This is a genomic window from Staphylococcus sp. EG-SA-15 (assembly GCF_017151895.1).
GTDB lineage: Bacteria > Bacillota > Bacilli > Staphylococcales > Staphylococcaceae > Staphylococcus > Staphylococcus aureus.
Window position 1 is genome coordinate 1 of record NZ_JACVZN010000004.1, and the last position, 19,783, is coordinate 19,783.

Annotated in this window: 40 protein-coding genes and 1 pseudogene; 39 read left to right on the top strand and 2 right to left on the bottom strand. The window is 34.1% G+C overall.

Annotation, left to right across the window (positions count from 1 at the left end):
- Positions 1–339 precede the first annotated feature (339 nt).
- A complete protein-coding gene (locus IDG64_RS03655) occupies positions 340–570 on the bottom strand; it encodes a hypothetical protein (protein WP_000395457.1) in 231 nt (76 codons plus the stop codon).
- A 58-nt stretch (positions 571–628) separates the two neighbouring features.
- Here IDG64_RS03655 and IDG64_RS15480 point away from each other — a divergent pair, with 58 nt between their 5' ends.
- The 7 genes from IDG64_RS15480 (at position 629) to IDG64_RS03685 (ending at position 3,534) form a co-directional block, all read left to right on the top strand.
- Positions 629–757 carry a hypothetical protein gene (locus tag IDG64_RS15480; RefSeq protein ID WP_001559112.1) on the top strand — a complete coding sequence of 43 codons (129 nt, stop codon included), beginning with the start codon at positions 629–631 and terminating at the stop codon, positions 755–757.
- Positions 750–911, top strand: a complete 162-nt coding sequence (locus IDG64_RS03660) for a DUF1270 family protein (RefSeq protein ID WP_000066026.1) — start codon at positions 750–752, stop codon at positions 909–911. The genes IDG64_RS15480 and IDG64_RS03660 overlap by 8 nt, the downstream gene beginning before the upstream one ends.
- Positions 912–1,004: 93 nt before the next feature.
- A complete protein-coding gene (locus IDG64_RS03665) occupies positions 1,005–1,265 on the top strand; it encodes a DUF1108 family protein (protein ID WP_094969595.1) in 261 nt (86 codons plus the stop codon).
- Positions 1,266–1,274: 9 nt separating this feature from the next.
- On the top strand, positions 1,275–1,496 hold the full coding sequence (locus tag IDG64_RS03670) for a DUF2483 family protein (protein WP_001077280.1): 222 nt from the start codon (positions 1,275–1,277) through the stop codon (positions 1,494–1,496).
- Positions 1,489–2,268 carry an ATP-binding protein gene (locus IDG64_RS03675; protein WP_000137070.1) on the top strand — a complete coding sequence of 260 codons (780 nt, stop codon included), beginning with the start codon at positions 1,489–1,491 and terminating at the stop codon, positions 2,266–2,268. Before IDG64_RS03670 ends, IDG64_RS03675 begins: the two co-directional genes overlap by 8 nt.
- A 30-nt stretch (positions 2,269–2,298) precedes the next feature.
- Positions 2,299–2,850 (top strand): single-stranded DNA-binding protein, encoded by a 552-nt coding sequence (locus tag IDG64_RS03680; protein WP_000704705.1) that lies wholly within the window; start codon positions 2,299–2,301, stop codon positions 2,848–2,850.
- Positions 2,851–2,862: 12 nt separating this feature from the next.
- A complete protein-coding gene (locus IDG64_RS03685) occupies positions 2,863–3,534 on the top strand; it encodes a putative HNHc nuclease (RefSeq protein ID WP_136817907.1) in 672 nt (223 codons plus the stop codon).
- A 106-nt stretch (positions 3,535–3,640) separates the two neighbouring features.
- On the opposite strand, the gene IDG64_RS03690 is transcribed toward IDG64_RS03685, so the two are convergent.
- Positions 3,641–4,489: a DUF4393 domain-containing protein gene (locus tag IDG64_RS03690; RefSeq protein WP_103147027.1), complete on the bottom strand. Its 849-nt coding sequence runs from the start codon at positions 4,487–4,489 to the stop codon at positions 3,641–3,643.
- Between the two features lie 63 nt (positions 4,490–4,552).
- Between IDG64_RS03690 and IDG64_RS03695 the strand changes: the two genes are divergently transcribed.
- From IDG64_RS03695 to IDG64_RS03850, 32 genes and pseudogenes are all read left to right on the top strand, one after another.
- A complete protein-coding gene (locus tag IDG64_RS03695; RefSeq protein ID WP_000132053.1) occupies positions 4,553–5,314 on the top strand; it encodes a conserved phage C-terminal domain-containing protein in 762 nt (253 codons plus the stop codon).
- Between the two features lie 12 nt (positions 5,315–5,326).
- The gene (locus IDG64_RS03700) at positions 5,327–6,112 is read left to right on the top strand and encodes an ATP-binding protein (protein WP_103147028.1); all 786 of its coding nucleotides are present in this window, start codon (positions 5,327–5,329) and stop codon (positions 6,110–6,112) included.
- Positions 6,109–6,267, top strand: coding sequence for a hypothetical protein (locus IDG64_RS03705; RefSeq protein WP_000628833.1), 159 nt, complete (start codon positions 6,109–6,111; stop codon positions 6,265–6,267). The genes IDG64_RS03700 and IDG64_RS03705 overlap by 4 nt, the downstream gene beginning before the upstream one ends.
- Positions 6,268–6,279: 12 nt before the next feature.
- The gene (locus IDG64_RS03710; protein ID WP_054193484.1) at positions 6,280–6,501 is read left to right on the top strand and encodes a DUF3269 family protein; all 222 of its coding nucleotides are present in this window, start codon (positions 6,280–6,282) and stop codon (positions 6,499–6,501) included.
- 9 nt (positions 6,502–6,510) lie between these two features.
- Positions 6,511–6,915 carry a DUF1064 domain-containing protein gene (locus IDG64_RS03715; protein WP_000049798.1) on the top strand — a complete coding sequence of 135 codons (405 nt, stop codon included), beginning with the start codon at positions 6,511–6,513 and terminating at the stop codon, positions 6,913–6,915.
- A gap of 4 nt (positions 6,916–6,919) precedes the next feature.
- A complete protein-coding gene (locus IDG64_RS03720) occupies positions 6,920–7,105 on the top strand; it encodes a DUF3113 family protein (RefSeq protein WP_001187234.1) in 186 nt (61 codons plus the stop codon).
- On the top strand, positions 7,106–7,465 hold the full coding sequence (locus IDG64_RS03725; protein WP_206171280.1) for an SA1788 family PVL leukocidin-associated protein: 360 nt from the start codon (positions 7,106–7,108) through the stop codon (positions 7,463–7,465). It begins immediately after the preceding gene.
- The gene (locus IDG64_RS03730; protein WP_001566730.1) at positions 7,465–7,722 is read left to right on the top strand and encodes a DUF3310 domain-containing protein; all 258 of its coding nucleotides are present in this window, start codon (positions 7,465–7,467) and stop codon (positions 7,720–7,722) included. Before IDG64_RS03725 ends, IDG64_RS03730 begins: the two co-directional genes overlap by 1 nt.
- Before the next feature lie 2 nt (positions 7,723–7,724).
- The gene (locus IDG64_RS03735; protein WP_031837453.1) at positions 7,725–7,925 is read left to right on the top strand and encodes a hypothetical protein; all 201 of its coding nucleotides are present in this window, start codon (positions 7,725–7,727) and stop codon (positions 7,923–7,925) included.
- 8 nt (positions 7,926–7,933) lie between these two features.
- Positions 7,934–8,182, top strand: a complete 249-nt coding sequence (locus IDG64_RS03740; protein ID WP_111053404.1) for a phi PVL orf 51-like protein — start codon at positions 7,934–7,936, stop codon at positions 8,180–8,182.
- 14 nt (positions 8,183–8,196) lie between these two features.
- On the top strand, positions 8,197–8,445 hold the full coding sequence (higB, locus tag IDG64_RS03745; RefSeq protein WP_001065065.1) for a type II toxin-antitoxin system toxin HigB: 249 nt from the start codon (positions 8,197–8,199) through the stop codon (positions 8,443–8,445).
- The gene (locus IDG64_RS03750) at positions 8,438–8,965 is read left to right on the top strand and encodes a dUTP diphosphatase (protein WP_000185638.1); all 528 of its coding nucleotides are present in this window, start codon (positions 8,438–8,440) and stop codon (positions 8,963–8,965) included. Before higB ends, IDG64_RS03750 begins: the two co-directional genes overlap by 8 nt.
- Positions 8,966–9,001: 36 nt before the next feature.
- Entirely contained in the window at positions 9,002–9,238 is a 237-nt protein-coding gene (locus IDG64_RS03755; protein ID WP_000195831.1) for a DUF1381 domain-containing protein, read from the top strand.
- A gap of 24 nt (positions 9,239–9,262) precedes the next feature.
- Entirely contained in the window at positions 9,263–9,499 is a 237-nt protein-coding gene (locus tag IDG64_RS03760) for a DUF7366 family protein (protein ID WP_000483477.1), read from the top strand.
- On the top strand, positions 9,492–9,665 hold the full coding sequence (gene rinB / locus IDG64_RS03765) for a transcriptional activator RinB (RefSeq protein WP_029549364.1): 174 nt from the start codon (positions 9,492–9,494) through the stop codon (positions 9,663–9,665). Before IDG64_RS03760 ends, rinB begins: the two co-directional genes overlap by 8 nt.
- Positions 9,666–9,812: a hypothetical protein gene (locus tag IDG64_RS03770; RefSeq protein WP_000990005.1), complete on the top strand. Its 147-nt coding sequence runs from the start codon at positions 9,666–9,668 to the stop codon at positions 9,810–9,812.
- A 23-nt stretch (positions 9,813–9,835) separates the two neighbouring features.
- The gene (locus tag IDG64_RS03775; RefSeq protein WP_000162696.1) at positions 9,836–10,258 is read left to right on the top strand and encodes a RinA family phage transcriptional activator; all 423 of its coding nucleotides are present in this window, start codon (positions 9,836–9,838) and stop codon (positions 10,256–10,258) included.
- 186 nt (positions 10,259–10,444) lie between these two features.
- On the top strand, positions 10,445–10,885 hold the full coding sequence (locus tag IDG64_RS03780; RefSeq protein WP_001003271.1) for a terminase small subunit: 441 nt from the start codon (positions 10,445–10,447) through the stop codon (positions 10,883–10,885).
- Positions 10,872–12,149 carry a PBSX family phage terminase large subunit gene (locus IDG64_RS03785; protein ID WP_000169946.1) on the top strand — a complete coding sequence of 426 codons (1,278 nt, stop codon included), beginning with the start codon at positions 10,872–10,874 and terminating at the stop codon, positions 12,147–12,149. The genes IDG64_RS03780 and IDG64_RS03785 overlap by 14 nt, the downstream gene beginning before the upstream one ends.
- 10 nt (positions 12,150–12,159) lie before the next feature.
- The gene (locus IDG64_RS03790; RefSeq protein ID WP_000921875.1) at positions 12,160–13,698 is read left to right on the top strand and encodes a phage portal protein; all 1,539 of its coding nucleotides are present in this window, start codon (positions 12,160–12,162) and stop codon (positions 13,696–13,698) included.
- Positions 13,699–13,704: 6 nt separating this feature from the next.
- Entirely contained in the window at positions 13,705–14,700 is a 996-nt protein-coding gene (locus tag IDG64_RS03795) for a minor capsid protein (RefSeq protein WP_048668249.1), read from the top strand.
- 72 nt (positions 14,701–14,772) lie between these two features.
- Positions 14,773–14,859, top strand: a pseudogene (locus IDG64_RS15135) (hypothetical protein); the annotation flags it as partial.
- Positions 14,860–15,077: 218 nt separating this feature from the next.
- Positions 15,078–15,692: a DUF4355 domain-containing protein gene (locus tag IDG64_RS03805; protein WP_000354305.1), complete on the top strand. Its 615-nt coding sequence runs from the start codon at positions 15,078–15,080 to the stop codon at positions 15,690–15,692.
- Positions 15,693–15,705: 13 nt separating this feature from the next.
- Positions 15,706–16,680, top strand: a complete 975-nt coding sequence (locus IDG64_RS03810; RefSeq protein WP_031866019.1) for a phage major capsid protein — start codon at positions 15,706–15,708, stop codon at positions 16,678–16,680.
- Between the two features lie 21 nt (positions 16,681–16,701).
- The gene (locus IDG64_RS03815) at positions 16,702–16,989 is read left to right on the top strand and encodes a hypothetical protein (RefSeq protein ID WP_001114085.1); all 288 of its coding nucleotides are present in this window, start codon (positions 16,702–16,704) and stop codon (positions 16,987–16,989) included.
- An 8-nt stretch (positions 16,990–16,997) separates the two neighbouring features.
- A complete protein-coding gene (locus IDG64_RS03820; RefSeq protein WP_000208960.1) occupies positions 16,998–17,330 on the top strand; it encodes a phage head-tail connector protein in 333 nt (110 codons plus the stop codon).
- Complete coding sequence (locus IDG64_RS03825) at positions 17,327–17,629, top strand: hypothetical protein (protein ID WP_031793847.1); 303 nt, start codon at positions 17,327–17,329, stop codon at positions 17,627–17,629. The genes IDG64_RS03820 and IDG64_RS03825 overlap by 4 nt, the downstream gene beginning before the upstream one ends.
- A complete protein-coding gene (locus IDG64_RS03830; RefSeq protein ID WP_001017815.1) occupies positions 17,629–17,976 on the top strand; it encodes an HK97-gp10 family putative phage morphogenesis protein in 348 nt (115 codons plus the stop codon). The genes IDG64_RS03825 and IDG64_RS03830 overlap by 1 nt, the downstream gene beginning before the upstream one ends.
- A gap of 11 nt (positions 17,977–17,987) precedes the next feature.
- Positions 17,988–18,371 (top strand): hypothetical protein, encoded by a 384-nt coding sequence (locus tag IDG64_RS03835; protein ID WP_015990319.1) that lies wholly within the window; start codon positions 17,988–17,990, stop codon positions 18,369–18,371.
- Between the two features lie 18 nt (positions 18,372–18,389).
- Positions 18,390–18,971: a phage major tail protein, TP901-1 family gene (locus IDG64_RS03840; protein ID WP_000002583.1), complete on the top strand. Its 582-nt coding sequence runs from the start codon at positions 18,390–18,392 to the stop codon at positions 18,969–18,971.
- A 61-nt stretch (positions 18,972–19,032) separates the two neighbouring features.
- The gene (locus IDG64_RS03845; RefSeq protein WP_001100163.1) at positions 19,033–19,398 is read left to right on the top strand and encodes a tail assembly chaperone; all 366 of its coding nucleotides are present in this window, start codon (positions 19,033–19,035) and stop codon (positions 19,396–19,398) included.
- Positions 19,399–19,427: 29 nt separating this feature from the next.
- The gene (locus IDG64_RS03850; RefSeq protein WP_000105584.1) at positions 19,428–19,772 is read left to right on the top strand and encodes a hypothetical protein; all 345 of its coding nucleotides are present in this window, start codon (positions 19,428–19,430) and stop codon (positions 19,770–19,772) included.
- Positions 19,773–19,783: the final 11 nt, after the last annotated feature.

The following is a 19,783-nucleotide window of genomic DNA, read 5'->3' on the forward strand; positions in this document are numbered from 1 at the left end:
ACTATTATCAATTGGGAATTTGGAACATTATTTATTAGCAGATATCAAATCAAGGTTTGATTTATATAAAAAGAAAATACCTGACTTAGATAATCTGTTCGTTCAAATAGACGGTGTTGAATTTAAAGTACTATAACCCGAGCAATGCACCTCTTAAACAACATTATACACGAAAGGAGCATAAACAAATGAACACACTATACAAAACAACCTTCCTCATCACAATGGCAGTTGCGACTTGGAAGGTTTGGAAGATTGAGAAAAACACAAGATTTAAACTTAGAAATTTTGATTATCCAAAAATTAATAATGCTCAGAGCAAATCATTGTTGGATATTGCTAGTCACGATTTAAAAGATATTTAACTGTATTCAAAATTTTCATATCTTGTTGAGCTTTTAAGCTTTCGTATAAAGCTATTGAATAAATAATTTCGTAAGATACGTTTTCAGGAGCATCTTCTTTCAACTTATTTATTCTATCTCTAAAAAAGTCACTGTCACCACCGAATTCTTTTTCGGCTTGATTACTAAGTTCACCAAAGAAATTTTGAAAATCATTAAATTCCATACTTATCACCTCCTTTCACTAGGAGATAACTAAATTATACACGAAAGGAATGGTAGAAGTGCCACCACACATTCAACAAATGTTATACGAAATCCAGTTAAAAGCTGGTATACCTCAAAAATTAATGGAAATGCAAGGTTTGATAAACGATGAAACAACCAAAGAGGAGAAAAAAGAAAATGAGTAACATTTATAAAAGCTACCTAGTAGCAGTACTATGCTTCACAGTCTTAGCAATTGTGCTTATGCCATTGCTGTACTTCACTACAGCATGGTCAATCGCGGGATTCGCAAGTATAGCGACATTCATATTTTATAAGGAATACTTTTATGGAGAATAAAAAAACTGCTACTTGCGCCAACAAGTAACAGTGACAAACGATTAACAAAATTAATTCGTGTTCAATATAAAACGAAAAAAGGAGGAAGTCAAGATGTATTACGAAATAGGCGAAATCATACGCAAAAATATTCATGTTAACGGATTCGATTTTAAGCTATTCATTTTAAAAGGTCATATGGGCATATCAATACAAGTTAAAGATATGAACAACGTACCAATTAAACATGTTTATGTCGTAGATGAGAATGACTTAGATATGGCATCAGAATTATTCAACCAAGCAATAGATGAATGGATTGAAGAGAACACAGACGAACAGGACAGACTAATTAACTTAGTCATGAGATGGTAGGAGGTCGCTATGAATCAGACTGTAACTTATATCATCCGTCATAGGGATATGCCAATTTATATAACTAACAAACCAACTGATAACAATTCAGATGTTAGTTACTCCACAAATAGAAATAGAGCTAGGGAGTTTAACGGTATGGAAGAAGCGAGTATCAATATGGATTATCACAAAGCAATCAAGAAAACAGTGACAGAAACTATTGAGTACGAGGAGGTAGAACATGACTGAAAAAACTAATCAAGATGTCGATATCTTAACGCAACTAGGTGTAAAAGACATCAGCAAACAAAATGCAAACAAGTTTTATAAATTTGCGATATACGGCAAGTTCGGGACTGGTAAAACTACGTTTTTAACAAAAGATAACAACGCCTTAGTACTAGATATAAATGAGGACGGAACAACGGTAACAGAAGATGGGGCAGTTGTGCAGATTAAGAATTACAAGCATTTTAGTGCAGTGATTAAGATGTTACCTAAAATTATTGAACAACTCAGAGAAAACGGAAAACAAATTGATGTTGTAGTGATTGAAACAATCCAAAAGCTACGTGATATCACTATGGACGACATCATGGACGGAAAATTAAAGAAACCAACATTTAATGATTGGGGCGAGTGTGCTACACGCATTGTAAGTATTTATCGTTATATTTCTAAATTACAAGAACATTATCAATTCCATCTTGCTATAAGTGGACACGAGGGAATTAACAAAGACAAAGATGATGAGGGTAGCACTATCAATCCAACAATCACGATAGAGGCACAAGATCAAATAAAAAAAGCGGTCATCAGTCAATCTGATGTGTTAGCAAGAATGACAATAGAAGAACATGAGCAAGACGGCGAAAAAGCTTATCAATATGTTCTTAACGCTGAACCATCAAACTTATTCGAGACAAAGATAAGACACTCAAGCAACATTAAAATTAACAACAAACGTTTCATTAATCCAAGTATTAACGACGTAGTACAAGCAATCAGAAATGGAAACTAATAAAAAAACTAAAAAGGACGGTATTTAATTATGAAAATCACAGGACAAGCGCAATTTACTAAAGAAACAAATCAAGAAAAGTTTTATAACGGCTCAGCAGGGTTTCAAGCTGGAGAATTCACAGTGAAAGTTAAAAATATTGAATTCAATGATAGAGAAAATAGATATTTCACAATCGTATTTGAAAATGATGAAGGCAAACAATATAAACATAATCAATTTGTACCGCCGTATAAATATGATTTCCAAGAAAAACAATTGATTGAATTAGTTACTCGATTAGGTATTAAGTTAAATCTTCCTAGCTTAGATTTTGATACCAATGATCTTATTGGTAAGTTTTGTCACTTGGTATTGAAATGGAAATTCAATGAAGATGAAGGTAAGTATTTTACGGATTTTTCATTTATTAAACCTTACAAAAAGGGCGATGATGTTGTTAACAAACCTATTCCGAAGACAGATAAGCAAAAAGCTGAAGAAAATAACGGGGCACAACAACAAACATCAATGTCTCAACAAAGCAATCCATTTGAAAGCAGTGGCCAATTTGGATATGACGACCAAGATTTAGCGTTTTAAGGTGTGGTTTAAATGCAATACATTACAAGATACCAGAAAGACAATGACGGCACTTATTCCGTCGTTGCTACTGGTGTTGAACTTGAACAAAGTCACATTGACTTACTAGAAAACGGATATCCACTAAAAGCAGAAGTAGAGGTTCCGGATAATAAAAAACTATCTATAGAACAACGCAAAAAAATATTCGCAATGTGTAGAGATATAGAACTTCACTGGGGAGAACCGGTGGAATCAATTAGAAAATTATTACAAACAGAATTGGAAATTATGAAAGGTTATGAAGAAATCAGTCTGCGCGACTGTTCTATGAAAGTTGCAAGGGAGTTAATAGAACTGATTATAGCGTTTATGTTTCATCATCAAATACCTATGAGCATAGAAACAAGCAAGTTGTTAAGTGAAGATAAAGCACTATTGTATTGGGCTACAATCAACCGCAACTGTGTAATATGCGGAAAGCCTCACGCAGACCTGGCACATTATGAAGCAGTCGGCAGAGGCATGAACAGAAACAAGATGAATCACTATGACAAACATGTATTAGCGTTATGTCGCGAACATCACAACCAGCAACATGCGATGGGCGTTAAGTCGTTTGATGATAAATATCACTTGCATGACTCGTGGCTAAAAGTTGATGGAAGATTAAACAAAATGTTGAAAGGAGAGAAAAATGAATGAATAGACTAAGAGTAATAAAAATAGCACTCCTAATCGTCATCTTGGCGGAAGAGATTAGGAATGTTAGAAATTATAAAAAAGCTGTAGGAAAACCATTTTCTAGATATTAAAAACAACATTTGGCAAATGCTTTGCCAAAAGAGGTAATTTCAATGTACCCCTTGTCATACTCAATACAGGCAGGTTTTACAATTGTATAAACTTCATTGATAGATAAATTATAGTAACGAGATATATTTTCTATACCAAAATGATTAATCATATTAAAAACATCACGAACTTTTTTGTAAGTTTCTTTTTCATATTTTTGAATATAATTATTGATTATTTTGGGATCATCAAAACTTTCATAAAGATTTTCATTAGTATAAGAATTTAGACCTATGTCAATTTTTAATAAACCAATTCTTTCTAAATTATTTAATGAAATTTCTGTTGAATTTAAATCGATTGGTGAATTAGAAATAATACTATCTGACAAAAAGTCGCCTGCCTTACTATTGTCTCGTATATATTTGTATCTTACAGCCGGAATAACTTTTTGATTGCATAGAAATTTAAACAATATTGCATCTTTAGGTGACATTTGTTTAATAAGCTCAACAAAAGAGTGATGTACGTCATTTGTTTTGCGATTGTCCATTGCAGATGCAATTAAATTAGAGAAAAGATCTCTTATTACTCTTTCGCTAATATAAAATTTAGAACTTTCAATAGCGGGTCCAATTATTGAAAGTTCAGGTTCTTGTAGATTATTATCAGGTATCTTTTTTACCTTAGATTCAATATTAGCTTTAAAGTCAGTCAAGTCTAATTCTCGTTTATATTGTATTTTAGCAACCCAGTTATGATATCCACCAAAAATTAAATCCCAAGTAGAATTTAATGTTTTGATAGGTCCATCTGCAGTACCTTGAATAATTTTATCAATACCTTTACCTAAAATAGGATCCATAATTATTCACCCCCAATCTAACGCAGTAGCGATAACAAAATTATACCAGAAAGGAGAATCAACATGACTGACCAACCAAGTTACTACTCAATAATTACAGCAAATGTCAGATACGATAACCGACTTACTGACAGCGAAAAGTTACTTTTTGCAGAAATAACATCTTTAAGTAACAAATACGGATACTGCACAGCAAGTAATGGTTACTTTGCAACTTTATATAACGTTGTTAAGGAAACTATATCTCGTAGAATTTCGAACCTTACCAACTTTGGTTATCTAAAAATCGAAATTATCAAAGAAGGTAATGAAGTTAAACAAAGGAAGATGTACCCCTTGACGCAAACGTCAATACCTATTGACGCAAAAATCAATACCCCTATTGATAATTCTGTCAATACCCCTATTGACGCAAATGTCAAAGAGAATATTACAAGTATTAATAATACAAGTAATAACAATATAAATAGAATAGATATATTGTCGGGCAACCCGACACGCATCCCATATAAAGAGATTATTGATTATCTAAACGAAAAGACTGGCAAGAAGTTTAGTCATAAATCTAAAGCTAATCAAAAACTGATACAAGCTAGATTTAATGAAGATAATTCAAAAGAAGATTTCTTTACAGTAATTGATAACATGACTGCTCAATGGAAAGGTAATCCGAAAATGGATGAGTATTTGCGTCCTAAAACGTTATTTAGTGGAAACTTTGATAATTATAAAAACCAAACAGCGAAAATTAATAACGAATCTAATCAATATGTAGATGCATTCCAGCGTGCATCGCAATCAAGTATAGAAAATTTACCGTTTTAAAGGAGTGAGAAAGTGGAGTCATTCCAGAACTTAGCAAAGAAACCAACTTTAAAAAAACAAATCATTGAACAAGCGTTTGATTTGAAATGTGAGAACTGCGGACGTAAGTATGACTATTACAAATTTGATGACGGTTCAGAATTCAAACATGGTTGTGACTGCGAAATGATAAAGTACGCCAAACAATCAACCGAAAACTATCACAAGAGAAACAGACGGAGAAAAGCAGAACGCATATTCAAACAATCGATAATGAACGAAGATCTAACGAAAGCAACGTTTGATAATTACAATCCAACTAACAACCAACTAGAGTATGCAAAAAACTTATGCGAACGTTATGCAAACAATTTCACGTTAGACAATAAACAATCGCTACTAATTCAAGGCTCATTCGGTACAGGTAAATCACACCTATCAATGAGCATTGTTAAATCAGTTAAAGCTAAAGGTTACACAGTGCTATATATGAACGTACCTCAATTGATATCAACGATAAAAAATACTTATAACAACCAAACTGCTATGACCGAACAGGAATTGGCTCAAATTATAAGTGATGTCGATTTAATGGTATTCGATGACTACGGTATCAACATGAATGAATTCGCTACTAGTAAGATGTTTGAGCTTATCGAAAGTAGAATAGGCAAACACAATATCTTTACTACCAACTTAGACGAAAAAGAAATGACAAAAAACAAAGACTTGCAACGTATATTCAGCAGAATCATGAGCAATACAACACTAATCAAGATGGACGGTCAAGATTACAGGACTAGAGGTTTAAAACTATGATTACCAAAGAATTTTTAAAAACTAAACTTGAGTGTTCAGATATGTACGCTCAGAAACTCATAGACGAGGCACAGGGCGATGAAAATAAGTTATATGACCTATTTATCCAAAAACTTGCAGAACGTCATACACGTCCCGCTATCGTCGAATATTAAGGAGTGTTAAAAATGCCGAAAGAAAAATATTACTTATACCGAGAAGATGGCACGGAAGATATCAAAGTCATCAAGTATAAAGACAACGAAAATGAAGTTTATTCGCTCACAGGAGCCCATTTCAGCGACGAAAAGAAAATTATGACTGATAGTGACCTAAAACGATTTAAAGGCGCTCACGGGCTTTTTTATGAGCATCAGTTAGGTTTGCAGGCAACGATATTTGATATTTAGAGGTGGACGATGAGTAAATACAACGCTAAGAAAGTTGAGTATAAGGGGATTGTATTTGATAGCAAAGTAGAGTGCGAATATTACCAATATTTAGAAAGTAATATGAATGGCACTAACTATGATCGTATCGAAATACAACCGAAATTTGAATTACAACCTAAATTCGGGAAACAAAGACCGATTACGTATATAGCCGATTTCTCTTTGTGGAAGGAAGGGAAACTGGTTGAAGTTATAGACGTTAAAGGTAAGGCGACTGAAGTTGCCAACATCAAAGCGAAGATATTCAGATATCAGTATAGAGATGTGAATTTAACGTGGATATGTAAAGCGCCTAAATACACAGGTCAAGAATGGATGGTATATGAGGACTTAGTGAAAGTCAGACGTAAAAGAAAAAGAGAAATGAAGTGATTTAATGCAACAACAAGCATATATAAATGCAACGATTGATATAAGAATACCTACAGAAGTTGAATATCATCATTTCGATGATGTGGATGATGAAAAAGATATGCTAGCAAAGCGCTTAGATGACAATCCGGATGAATTACTAAAGTATGACAACATAACAATAAGACATGCATATATAGAGGTGGAATAAATGAGTATCGTAAAGATTAACGGTAAACCATATAAATTTACCGAACATGAAAATGAATTGATAAAAAAGAACGGTTTAACTCCAGGAATGGTTGCGAAAAGAGTACGAGGTGGCTGGGCGTTGTTAGAAGCCTTAAACGCACCTTATGGCATGCGCCTAGCTGAGTATAAAGAAATCGTGTTATCCAAAATTATGGAACGAGAGAGCAAAGAACGCGCAATGGCTAGGCAACGACGCAAAGAGGCCGAGCTAAGAAGAAAGAAGCCACATTTGTTTAATTTGCCTCAAAAAAATTCACGTGATCCGTACTGGTTCGATGTCACTTATAACCAAATGTTCAAGAAGTGGAGTGAAGCATAATGAGCATAATCAGTAACAGAAAAGTAGATATGAACAAAACGCAAGACAATGTTAAGCAACCAGCACATTACACATACGGCGACATTGAAATTATAGATTTTATCGAACAAGTAACAGCGCAGTACCCACCACAATTAGCATTCGCAATAGGTAATGCAATCAAATATCTATCTAGAGCACCATTAAAGAATGGTCATGAGGATATGGCAAAAGCGAAGTTTTATGTCGATAGAGCATTTGATTTGTGGGAGGGGTAACGATGGCAACGCAAAAACAAGTTGATTACGTAATGTCATTACAGGAGCAATTGGAATTGGAAGACTGCGAAAAATATACAGACGAACAAGTTAAAGCAATGAGTCATAAAGAAGTTAGCAATGTGATTGAAAACTATAAGACAAGCATAAGGAACGAAGAGCTATATGATGAATGCATGTCGTTTGGTCTACCTAATTGTTAAAAGGAGTGATGACTATGACAGATAACGCACGCAAAGAATACTTAAATCAATTTTTCGGATCTAAGAGATATCTGTATCAGGATAACGAACGAGTGGCACATATCCATGTAGTAAATGGCGCTTATTACTTTCACGGGCATATTGTTCCAGGTTGGCAAGGCATTAAAAAGACATTTGATACAACCGAAGAGCTCGAAACATATATAAAGCAACATGGTTTGGAATACGAGGAACAGAAGCAACTAACTTTATTTTAGAGGAGATGGAAATGATGAATAATCGTGAACAAATTGAACAGTCAGTTATCAGTGCTAGTGCGTATAACGGTAATGACACAGAGGGATTGCTAAAAGAGATTGAGGACGTGTATAAGAAAGCGCAAGCGTTTGATGAAATACTTGAGGGTTTACCTAATGCTATGCAAGATGCACTCAAAGAAGATATTGGTCTTGATGAAGCAGTAGGGATTATGACGGGGCAAGTGGTCTATAAATATGAGGAGGAGCAGGAAAGTGACTAACACATTACAAGTAAAACTATTATCAGAAAATGCTAGAATGCCAGAACGAAATCATAAGACGGATGCAGGTTATGACATATTCTCAGCTGAAACTGTCGTACTTGAGCCACAAGAAAAGGCAGTGATCAAAACAGATGTAGCTGTAAGCATACCAGAGGGCTATGTCGGACTATTAACTAGCCGTAGTGGTGTAAGTAGTAAAACGCATTTAGTGATTGAAACAGGCAAGATAGACGCGGGATATCATGGTAATTTGGGGATTAATATCAAGAATGATGCACAAGTATATTTAACAACTAACGAACAGTGTTTTGATATACAAGGAGAAATGGAAAATTCTTTTGTAAATAATGCTAAGAAAAAACCTTTTACTATAAATGATTATTACGAAATATATAAAGGCGACAAACTAGCTCAATTGGTTATCGTGCCTATATGGACACCTGAACTAAAGCAAGTGGAGGAATTCGAGAGTGTTTCAGAACGTGGAGCAAAAGGCTTCGGAAGTAGCGGAGTGTAAAGACATCTTAGATCGAGTCAAGGAGGTTTTGGGGAAGTGACGCAATACTTAGTCACAACATTCAAAGATTCAACAGGACGCAAGCATACACACATAACTCGAGCTAAAAGCAATCAAAGGTTTACAGTTGTTGAGGCAGAGAGTAAAGAAGAAGCGAAAGAGAAATATGAGTCACAAAATACACCTATTGTTTACTACACTAATAATTCTAAAGTGACCTTATTCGAAAGACCTAGTGAAGAAGTATTAGGTTCTTTGTTCGAAAAGAAATAAAATCATTAAAGAGGGGAGATAATAATGTTTAATACACCTAAAATGAAATTACCAGAAAAGCACACCGAGGTATTTAAGACGTATAAAAATGGAACGCCAGAAGAAAAAGCTGAGATTGAAGGCTGTTTTATTAAAACTGTTAAAGATGAAGATAGTGAATTTTACAGCCCTATGTTAGCCAGTCTAAATGAACAACAGTTAAAGAGTATGTTGAGACAGGTACTTTTTTTGATTGATACAGGAGATGACAATGATGATTAAACAAATATTAAGACTAATATTCTTACTAGCAATGTATGAGCTAGGTAAGTATGTAACGGAGCAAGTATATATTATGATGACGGCTAATGATGATGTAGAGGCGCCGAGTGACTTCGCAAAGTTGAGCGATCAGTCTGATTTGATGAGGGCGGAGGTGACAGAGTAGATGATGTGGTTAGTCATAGCAATTATATTACTAGTCATCTTATTGTTTGGTGTGATGTTGCAAGCTGAACAGTTAAAAGGCGATGTGAAAGTTAAAGAGCGGGAGATAGAGATATTAAGAAGTAGATTGAGACACTTTGAAGATTAAACATATTTGTACGGAGGGTATTCATGACTAAAAAGAAATACGGATTAAAATTATCAACAGTTCGAAAGTTAGAAGATGAGTTGTGTGATTATCCTAATTATCATAAGCAACTCGAAGATTTAAGAAGTGAAATAATGACACCATGGATTCCAACAGATACAAATATAGGCGGGGAATTTGTACCGTCTAATACATCGAAAACAGAAATGGCAGTAACTAATTATCTTTGTAGTATACGAAGAGGTAAAATCCTCGAGTTTAAGAGTGCAATTGAACGTATAATCAACACATCAAGTAGGAAAGAACGCGAGTTCATTCAAGAGTATTATTTTAATAAAAAGGAGTTAGTGAAAGTTTGTGATGACATACACATTTCTGATAGAACTGCTCATAGAATCAAAAGGAAAATCATATCTAGATTGGCGGAAGAGTTAGGGGAAGAGTGAAATTGGCAGTAAAGTGGCAGTTTTTGATACCTAAAATGAGATATTATGATAGTGTAGGATATTGATTATCTTACTGCGTTTCCCTTATCGCAATTAGGAATAAAGGATCTATGTGGGTTGGCTGATTATAGCCAATCCTTTTTTAATTTTAAAAAGCGTATAGCGCGAGAGTTGGTGGTAAATGAAATGAACGAAAAACAAAAGAGATTCGCAGATGAATATATAATGAATGGATGTAATGGTAAAAAAGCAGCAATTTCAGCAGGTTATAGTAAGAAAACAGCAGAGTCTTTAGCAAGTCGATTGTTAAGAAATGTTAATGTTTCGGAATATATTAAAGAACGATTAGAACAGATACAAGAAGAGCGTTTAATGAGTATTACAGAAGCTTTAGCGTTATCTGCTTCTATTGCTAGAGGAGAACCTCAAGAGGCTTACAGTAAGAAATATGACCATTTAAACGATGAAGTGGAAAAAGAGGTTACTTACACAATCACACCAACTTTTGAAGAGCGTCAGAGATCTATTGATCACATACTAAAAGTACATGGTGCGTATATCGATAAAAAAGAAATTACTCAGAAGAATATTGAGATTAATATTGGTGAGTACGATGACGAAAGTTAAATTAAACTTTAACAAACCATCTAATGTTTTCAACAGAAACATATTCGAAATACTAACCAATTACGATAACTTCACTGAAGTACATTACGGTGGAGGTTCGAGCGGTAAGTCTCACGGCGTTATACAAAAAGTTGTACTTAAAGCATTGCAAGACTGGAAATATCCTAGGCGTATACTATGGCTTAGAAAAGTCCAATCAACAATTAAAGATAGTTTATTCGAAGATGTCAAAGATTGTTTGATAAACTTCGGTATTTGGGACATGTGCCTTTGGAATAAGACTGATAACAAAGTTGAATTGCCAAACGGCGCAGTTTTTTTGTTTAAAGGATTAGATAACCCAGAGAAAATAAAGTCGATAAAAGGCATATCAGACATAGTCATGGAAGAAGCGTCTGAATTCACACTAAATGATTACACGCAATTAACGTTGCGTTTGAGGGAGCGTAAACACGTGAATAAGCAAATATTTTTGATGTTTAACCCAGTATCTAAACTGAATTGGGTTTATAAGTATTTCTTTGAACATGGTGAACCAATGGAAAATGTCATGATTAGACAATCTAGTTATCGAGATAATAAGTTTCTTGATGAAATGACACGACAAAACTTAGAGTTGTTAGCAAATCGTAATCCAGCATATTACAAAATTTATGCGTTAGGTGAATTTGCTACACTAGACAAATTGGTTTTCCCTAAGTATGAAAAACGTTTAATAAATAAAGATGAGTTAAGACATTTACCTTCTTATTTTGGATTGGACTTTGGATACGTTAATGATCCTAGTGCTTTTATACATTCTAAAATAGATGTAAAGAAAAAGAAGTTATACATCATTGAAGAGTATGTTAAACAAGGTATGCTGAATGATGAAATAGCTAATGTCATAAAGCAACTTGGTTATGCTAAAGAAGAAATTACAGCAGATAGTGCAGAACAAAAAAGTATAGCTGAATTAAGGAATCTAGGGCTGAAAAGGATTTTACCAACCAAAAAAGGGAAGGGCTCGGTTGTACAAGGGTTACAATTCTTAATGCAATTTGAAATCATTGTTGATGAACGTTGTTTCAAGACTATTGAAGAGTTTGACAACTACACATGGCAAAAGGACAAAGATACAGGTGAATATACCAATGAACCAGTAGATACATACAATCATTGTATCGATTCGTTGCGTTATTCAGTGGAACGATTCTACAGACCGGTTAGAAAACGCACAAATGTCAGTTCAAAAGTTGACACAATAAAATCTCTAGGATTATAGGAGGGAACAAATGTTAAAAGTAAACGAATTTGAAACAGATACAGATCTACGGGGAAACATAAATTACTTATTTAATGATGAAGCCAATGTTGTTTACACATATGACGGGACGGAATCCGATTTATTAAAAAACGTTAATGAAGTAAGTAAATACATTGAACATCACATGGATTACCAACGACCTAGATTGAAAGTGTTAAGTGATTATTACGAAGGTAAAACTAAGAACTTAGTTGAGTTAACACGACGCAAAGAAGAGTACATGGCAGATAACCGTGTAGCGCATGATTACGCATCTTATATTAGCGATTTTATCAACGGCTATTTCTTGGGTAATCCAATTCAATATCAAGATGATGACAAAGATGTATTAGAAGCTATTGAGGCGTTCAATGATTTAAATGATGTTGAGTCACACAATAGATCTTTAGGATTAGATTTGTCAATTTATGGCAAAGCTTATGAGTTAATGATTAGAAACCAAGATGATGAAACGCGTTTATACAAGAGTGATGCAATGAGTACTTTTGTCATATACGACAATACAATTGAACGTAATAGTATCGCAGGCGTTAGATATTTAAGAACTAAACCAATAGACAAGACTGACGAAGATGAAGTGTTTACAGTTGATTTATTTACTTCTCACGGTGTTTATAGATATCTTACCAGTAGAACAAATGGATTGAAGCTCACACCACGTGAAAACGGTTTTGAATCACACTCTTTCGAACGTATGCCTATTACAGAATTTAGCAACAACGAAAGAAGAAAAGGAGATTATGAGAAAGTAATCACTTTGATTGATTTGTATGATAATGCAGAATCAGATACTGCTAACTATATGAGTGATTTAAACGACGCTATGTTATTGATTAAAGGTAACTTATCATTAGATCCAGATGAAGTAAAAAAACAAAAAGAAGCTAACGTGTTATTTTTAGAGCCAACCGTTTATGAGAATAGGGATACAGGTATCGAAACAGAAGGTTCAGTTGACGGCGGTTATATTTATAAGCAATACGATGTACAAGGTACCGAAGCTTATAAAGACCGTTTGAACAGTGATATACACATGTTTACCAACACGCCTAACATGAAAGATGATAACTTTAGTGGCACTCAATCGGGCGAGGCAATGAAATATAAATTGTTCGGATTAGAACAACGTACTAAAACTAAAGAAGGATTGTTTACTAAAGGGTTAAGACGTCGTGCTAAGTTGTTAGAGACAATACTTAAAAATACACGGTCGATTGACGCTAACAAAGATTTCAATACTGTTAGATACGTATACAACAGAAACTTACCTAAATCATTAATCGAAGAATTAAAAGCTTATATTGATTCTGGCGGGAAGATTAGTCAAACAACTTTAATGTCTCTATTCTCGTTCTTCCAAGACCCTGAATTGGAAGTCAAGAAAATAGAAGAAGATGAGAAAGAATCTATTAAAAAAGCTCAAAAAGGTATTTATAAAGACCCTAGAGATATCAATGATGACGAACAAGATGATGATACAAAAGATACTGTTGATAAAAAGGAATGATTGTAATTGCCTAACAAAAACACTCAAGAATATTGGGAAGAACGCGGACGCAAAGCAATCGAGAATGAGTTGAAGCGTGATAAAACTAAAGCTGAAGAAATAGAACGTATATTGAATATGATGATTAAGCGCATTGAAAAAGAAATCAATGCGTTTATTGTTAAGTACGGAGATTTTGCAGGCGTTACATTACAAGAAGCACAAAAGATTATTGATGAGTTCGATGTAAAAGCGTTTCAAGAAGAAGCAAAAAGATTGGTCGAAAACAAGGACTTTAGCGATAGAGCAAATGAAGAATTAAAGAAGTATAACACTAAGATGTATGTATCTAGAGAACAGATGTTAAAGATTCAAATAGAATTCTTAATTGCTTATGCAACAGCTCAAACAGAATTATCGATGAGGGAATATTTCGAATCAACAGCTTATCGTGTGTTCAGTGATCAAGCGGGTATTTTAGGTGAAGGTGTACAAGTAGCTAAAGAAGTTATAGATACAATCGTTGATACACAATTTCATGGTGTCGTTTGGTCAGAGCGATTATGGACTAATACTGAAGCGATGAAACAAGAAGTAGAAGAAATAATTGCTAATGTGGTTATTAGAGGTCGACATCCTAATGAATATGTTAAAGATATGCGCAAGCACCTAAACAAATTCGAAGGCACAGCAAGACAAAAGACTGCAGCAATTAAATCATTGCTTTATACGGAATCGGCACGTGTTCACGCACAATCAAGTATTGACAGCATGAAAGAAATTTCACCGGAAGGATATTATATGTATATTGCAAAAATCGATAATAGAACAACTAAAGTATGCAAAGGGCTTAATGGAGAAATATTCAAAGTTAAAGACGCTAAAATTGGTGTTAATTTCTACCCTATGCATATCAATTGTCGTTCAGATTGCGCTTTACTACCTAAATCTATGTGGCCGCAAAAACCAAGCAAGAAACGAAAAACAAAATACTTCGGAGGGAAAGTGAAAAGCGGTGATTGATTTAAAAGTAAAGATTTTTAAAGGTAAGTTAGCTTTGTATGATAGTAAATTGAGTGTTTGGAGGATACTAATATGAGTAATACTGACAAATACCTTAGAGACATAGCAAGAGAGTTGAAAGGTATACGTAAAGAGTTACAAAAGCGGAATGAGATGATTGAAGATAACAATCAAAAATTAGAAGAAAGTTTGGGAAAACTTTTTACTGAATTAACAGGTAGTAATATGGAAATTAAACTTCAGTAGCTAGCACTTAATTGTGTTGGCTATTTTTTATGTCCAAACCATGCTTATGACAATAAAAGGTGCAAGTGTAATAGCCCGAACCATGTATGGCTTAAAACTAATCAAGAGTAAATAAATGAGGTGTAAAAACTATGGATATCCAAGAGAAGTTAAAACTCAAATTACAGTTTTTTGCTGAAGAATCAGATGGAGATAATGGAAAATCAAAAGATAACAACGATGATGAAGGCAAAGACAAACAAGACAAAAAGACTAATTCAGAAGAAGAAATCGAAAAAAGACTACAAGAAGAATATAACAAGCGTCTTAAAGAAGAATTAAGTCGTCGTATGAAGCAGAAAGAAAAAGAGAAACAAGAAGCTGTTGATGAAGCTAAACGATTAGCAAAAATGAACAAAGATCAAATCGCTGAATATGAACGCGAACAAATGGAAAAAGAGCTGGAGCAATTACGCTCAGAAAAACAATTAAATGAAATGCGTTCAGAAGCAAGGAAAATGTTAAGCGAAGCGGAAGTTGATTCATCAGATGAGGTTGTTAATTTAGTTGTAACAGATACTGCTGAACAAACTAAATTGAATGTTGAAGCTTTTTCTAATGCAGTAAAAAAAGCGGTTAATGAAGCGGTTAAGATTAACGCTAGACAATCGCCATTGACTGGTGGAGATTCATTTAATCACTCGACTAAAAATAAACCGCAAAACTTAGCTGAAATAGCTAGACAAAAAAGAATTATTAAAAATTAACGGAGGCATTTAAATGGAACAAACACAAAAATTAAAATTAAATTTGCAACATTTTGCGAGTAACAATGTTAAACCGCAAGTATTTAACCCTGATAATGTAATGATGCACGAAAAGAAAGATGGCACGTTGATGAATGAATTCACAACGCCTATCTTACAAGAGGTTATGGAAAACTCTAAAATTATGCAATTAGGTAAGTACGAACCAATGGAAGGTACTGAGAAGAAGTTTACTTTTTGGGCTGATAAACCAGGTGCTTACTGGGTAGGTGAAGGTCAAAAAATCGAAACATCTAAAGCTACATGGGTTAATGCTACTATGAGAGCGTTTAAATTAGGGGTTATCTTACCTGTAACAAAAGAATTTTTGAATTACACTTATTCACAATTCTTTGAAGAAATGAAGCCTATGATTGCTGAAGCATTCTATAAAAAGTTTGATGAAGCGGGTATTTTGAATCAAGGTAACAATCCATTCGGTAAATCAATTGCACAATCAATTGAAAAAACTAATAAGGTTATTAAAGGTGACTTCACACAAGATAACATTATTGATTTAGAGGCATTACTTGAAGATGACGAATTAGAAGCAAATGCGTTTATCTCAAAAACACAAAACAGAAGCTTGTTACGTAAAATTGTAGATCCTGAAACGAAAGAACGTATTTATGACCGTAACAGTGATTCATTAGACGGTTTACCTGTGGTTAATCTTAAATCAAGTAACTTAAAACGTGGTGAATTAATCACTGGTGATTTCGATAAGTTGATTTACGGTATCCCTCAATTAATTGAATACAAAATCGATGAAACTGCACAATTATCTACAGTCAAAAATGAAGATGGAACACCTGTAAACTTGTTTGAACAAGACATGGTGGCATTACGTGCAACTATGCATGTAGCATTGCATATCGCTGATGATAAAGCGTTTGCTAAGTTAGTTCCTGCTGATGCAAAACCATCTTCAAATCCAGGAGAAGTTTAATAAATAATTAGGAGTGGTAACATGCCCGAAATCATTGGAATTGTTAAAGTAGATTTTACAGATTTAGAAGATAACAGACATGTCTATATGAAAGGGCATGTCTACCCTCGCAAAGGTTATGATCCTACAGATGAACGTATCAAAGCTTTAGCTAGTGTTGAAAATAAACGCAACGAACAAATGATTTACATTGTAAATGACAAATTAACCAAAAAAGAACTTGTCGAAATAGCAAGTGTTGCTGGCTTACAAGTTGATGAAAAACAAACAAAAGCTGAAATTATCAACGCTTTTGAGTCGCTAGAGTAGGTGGTTATATGACTACGCTAGCTGATGTAAAAAAACGTATTGGTCTTAAAGATGAAAAGCAAGATGAACAATTAGAGGAAATTATAAAAAGTTGTGAAAGCCAGTTGTTATCAATGTTACCTATTGAAGTTGAACAAATACCGGAAAGGTTTAGTTACATGATTAAAGAAGTTGCAGTTAAACGCTACAACAGGATTGGTGCTGAAGGTATGACATCAGAAGCGGTTGACGGACGTAGCAATGCGTATGAATTGAACGATTTCAAGGAGTATGAAGCTATTATTGATAATTACTTTAATGCTAGAACGAGAACTAAAAAAGGAAGGGCTGTGTTCTTTTGAGATACGAAGATAGAGCTATTTTTCAATTAGAACAAGTAGCAACTTACAATCCTAAAACTAGCAAAAAAGAAAACACGCTAATCACTTATGATGCGATACCATGCAATATTAATCCTATTTCTAGAGCAAGAAAGCAACTTGAATTTGGCGATGTAAAAAACGATGTAAGTGTCCTGAGGATAAAAGAATCAATATCTTACCCTGTTAGCCACGTGTTGGTTAATGGCATTCGCTACAAGATAGTTGATACAAGGATATACAGACACGAAACGTCATATTATATCGAAGAGGTCAACTAATGAATATAGATGGGTTAGATGCGTTGTTAAACCAATTTCACGATATGAAAACCAACATTGATGATGATGTTGATGATATTTTACAGGAAAACGCCAAAGAATATGTAGTACGAGCTAAATTGAAAGCTAGAGAAGTAATGAATAAGGGTTATTGGACTGGTAATTTATCACGCAATATCAGATATAAAAAAACTGGCGATTTGCAATACACTATCACATCGCATGCAGCTTATAGTGGTTTCTTAGAGTTTGGTACTCGATACATGGAGGCAGAACCTTTTATGTGGCCAGTATATGAGGTAATAAGAAAATCGACTGTAGAAGAGTTGAAAGCGTTGTTTGAATAGGAGATAAAAGCATGACACCAAACTTACAACTTTATAATAATGCGTTTGAAACGCTACAAGGATATGGATTCCCTGTTATTTCTCGTAAAGAGATGCAACAAGAGGTTCCGTATCCTTTTTTTGTAATAAAAATGCCGGAGTCAAACAGAAGTAAATACACGTTTGATAGTTATTCTGGTGACACGAATTTAGTTATTGATATTTGGAGTGTAAGTGATGATTTAGGACATCATGACGGACTTGTTAAAAGATGTATTGATGATTTAACACCTAGCGTTAAAACAAACGATTATGACTTTGAAGAAGATGATACTAACATCACACAGTTAGTTGATGATACTACCAATCAAGAATTGCTACACACATCAGTAACGATATCTTACAAAACATTTTAAAAAACGGAGGAATATTGAATGGCAAATATGAAAAATAGTAATGATCGTATTATTTTATTTAGAAAAGCTGGCGAAAAAGTAGATGCTACTAAAATGCTTTTTTTAACTGAATACGGCTTATCACATGAAGCTGATACAGATACAGAGGATACAATGGACGGTTCTTATAACACTGGTGGTTCTGTTGAGTCAACAATGTCTGGTACTGCTAAAATGTTTTATGGTGACGATTTTGCAGATGAAATTGAAGATGCAGTTGTAGATCGCGTATTGTATGAAGCTTGGGAAGTTGAAAGTAGAATACCAGGCAAAAATGGGGATTCCGCTAAATTTAAAGCGAAATATTTCCAAGGTTTCCACAATAAATTTGAATTAAAAGCAGAAGCTAACGGTATTGATGAATATGAATATGAATATGGAGTGAATGGTCGTTTCCAACGTGGATTTGCAACACTACCTGAGGCTGTAACAAAGAAACTTAAGGCGACTGGATACAGATTCCACGACACTACAAAAGCAGATGCATTAACTGGCGAAGATTTAACAGCAATTCCACAACCTAAAGTAGATTCACCACCGGTTGCACCAAGAGAGGTATAAAAATAGGGCGTTAAGCCCTTTTTATTTTGTTTAAATTAATTATGAATGGAGATTTTAAGTTATGAATGTAGAAATTAACGGAAAGTCATTAGAATTAAGTTTTGGTTTTAAATTTTTAAGAGAAATCGATAACCGATTAGGTTTAAAAGTTGAACAAGCTTCTATCGGTCAAGGTGTATCAATGTTGCCTGTAGGTTTAGAAAGTGGAAATCCGGTTGTGATTGGCGAAGTTTTAATCGCAGCTACATCTCACTTAAAAAAACAAGCAATTACTATTAACAACATTGATGAAGCATTAGATGAAATCGCAGAAAATATCGGACTAGAAGAATTCGGTTCGGATATTTTAACGGAGTTGGGAAAGCGACCTATGACCCGAAACCTAGTCGAAGTAGTGGAAACGGAAGAAAAACCAGCGGAAGCCTAATAACTTACGACAGAATCGTTATAACTTGTATGTCAACACTTGGTATTACAGATTTGAACGTTATTGAGCAAATGACATTAACAGAATATAACTATCGAATGTATGCGAAAGAGTATGAAATGCTAACCCAAGAATTCGAACGTTACAAACTTGCGTTTGCTATTCGTGATGCTGCAGCTACTAAAAATGTTGGGACAGAAAATAAACCTAAAGAGGAATATGTTTTTAACAATGCAAACGACGTATTGCCTTATGAAGAAAATATCCAACGGCTTAACGAAGGTAAAGATATAAGATTTAGTAGCGAACGTGATGAATACGAACCACAAAATAATGAATTCTTTAAAGTTATAGCAGAATTTAATAAGCAATAGAAAGAGAGGTG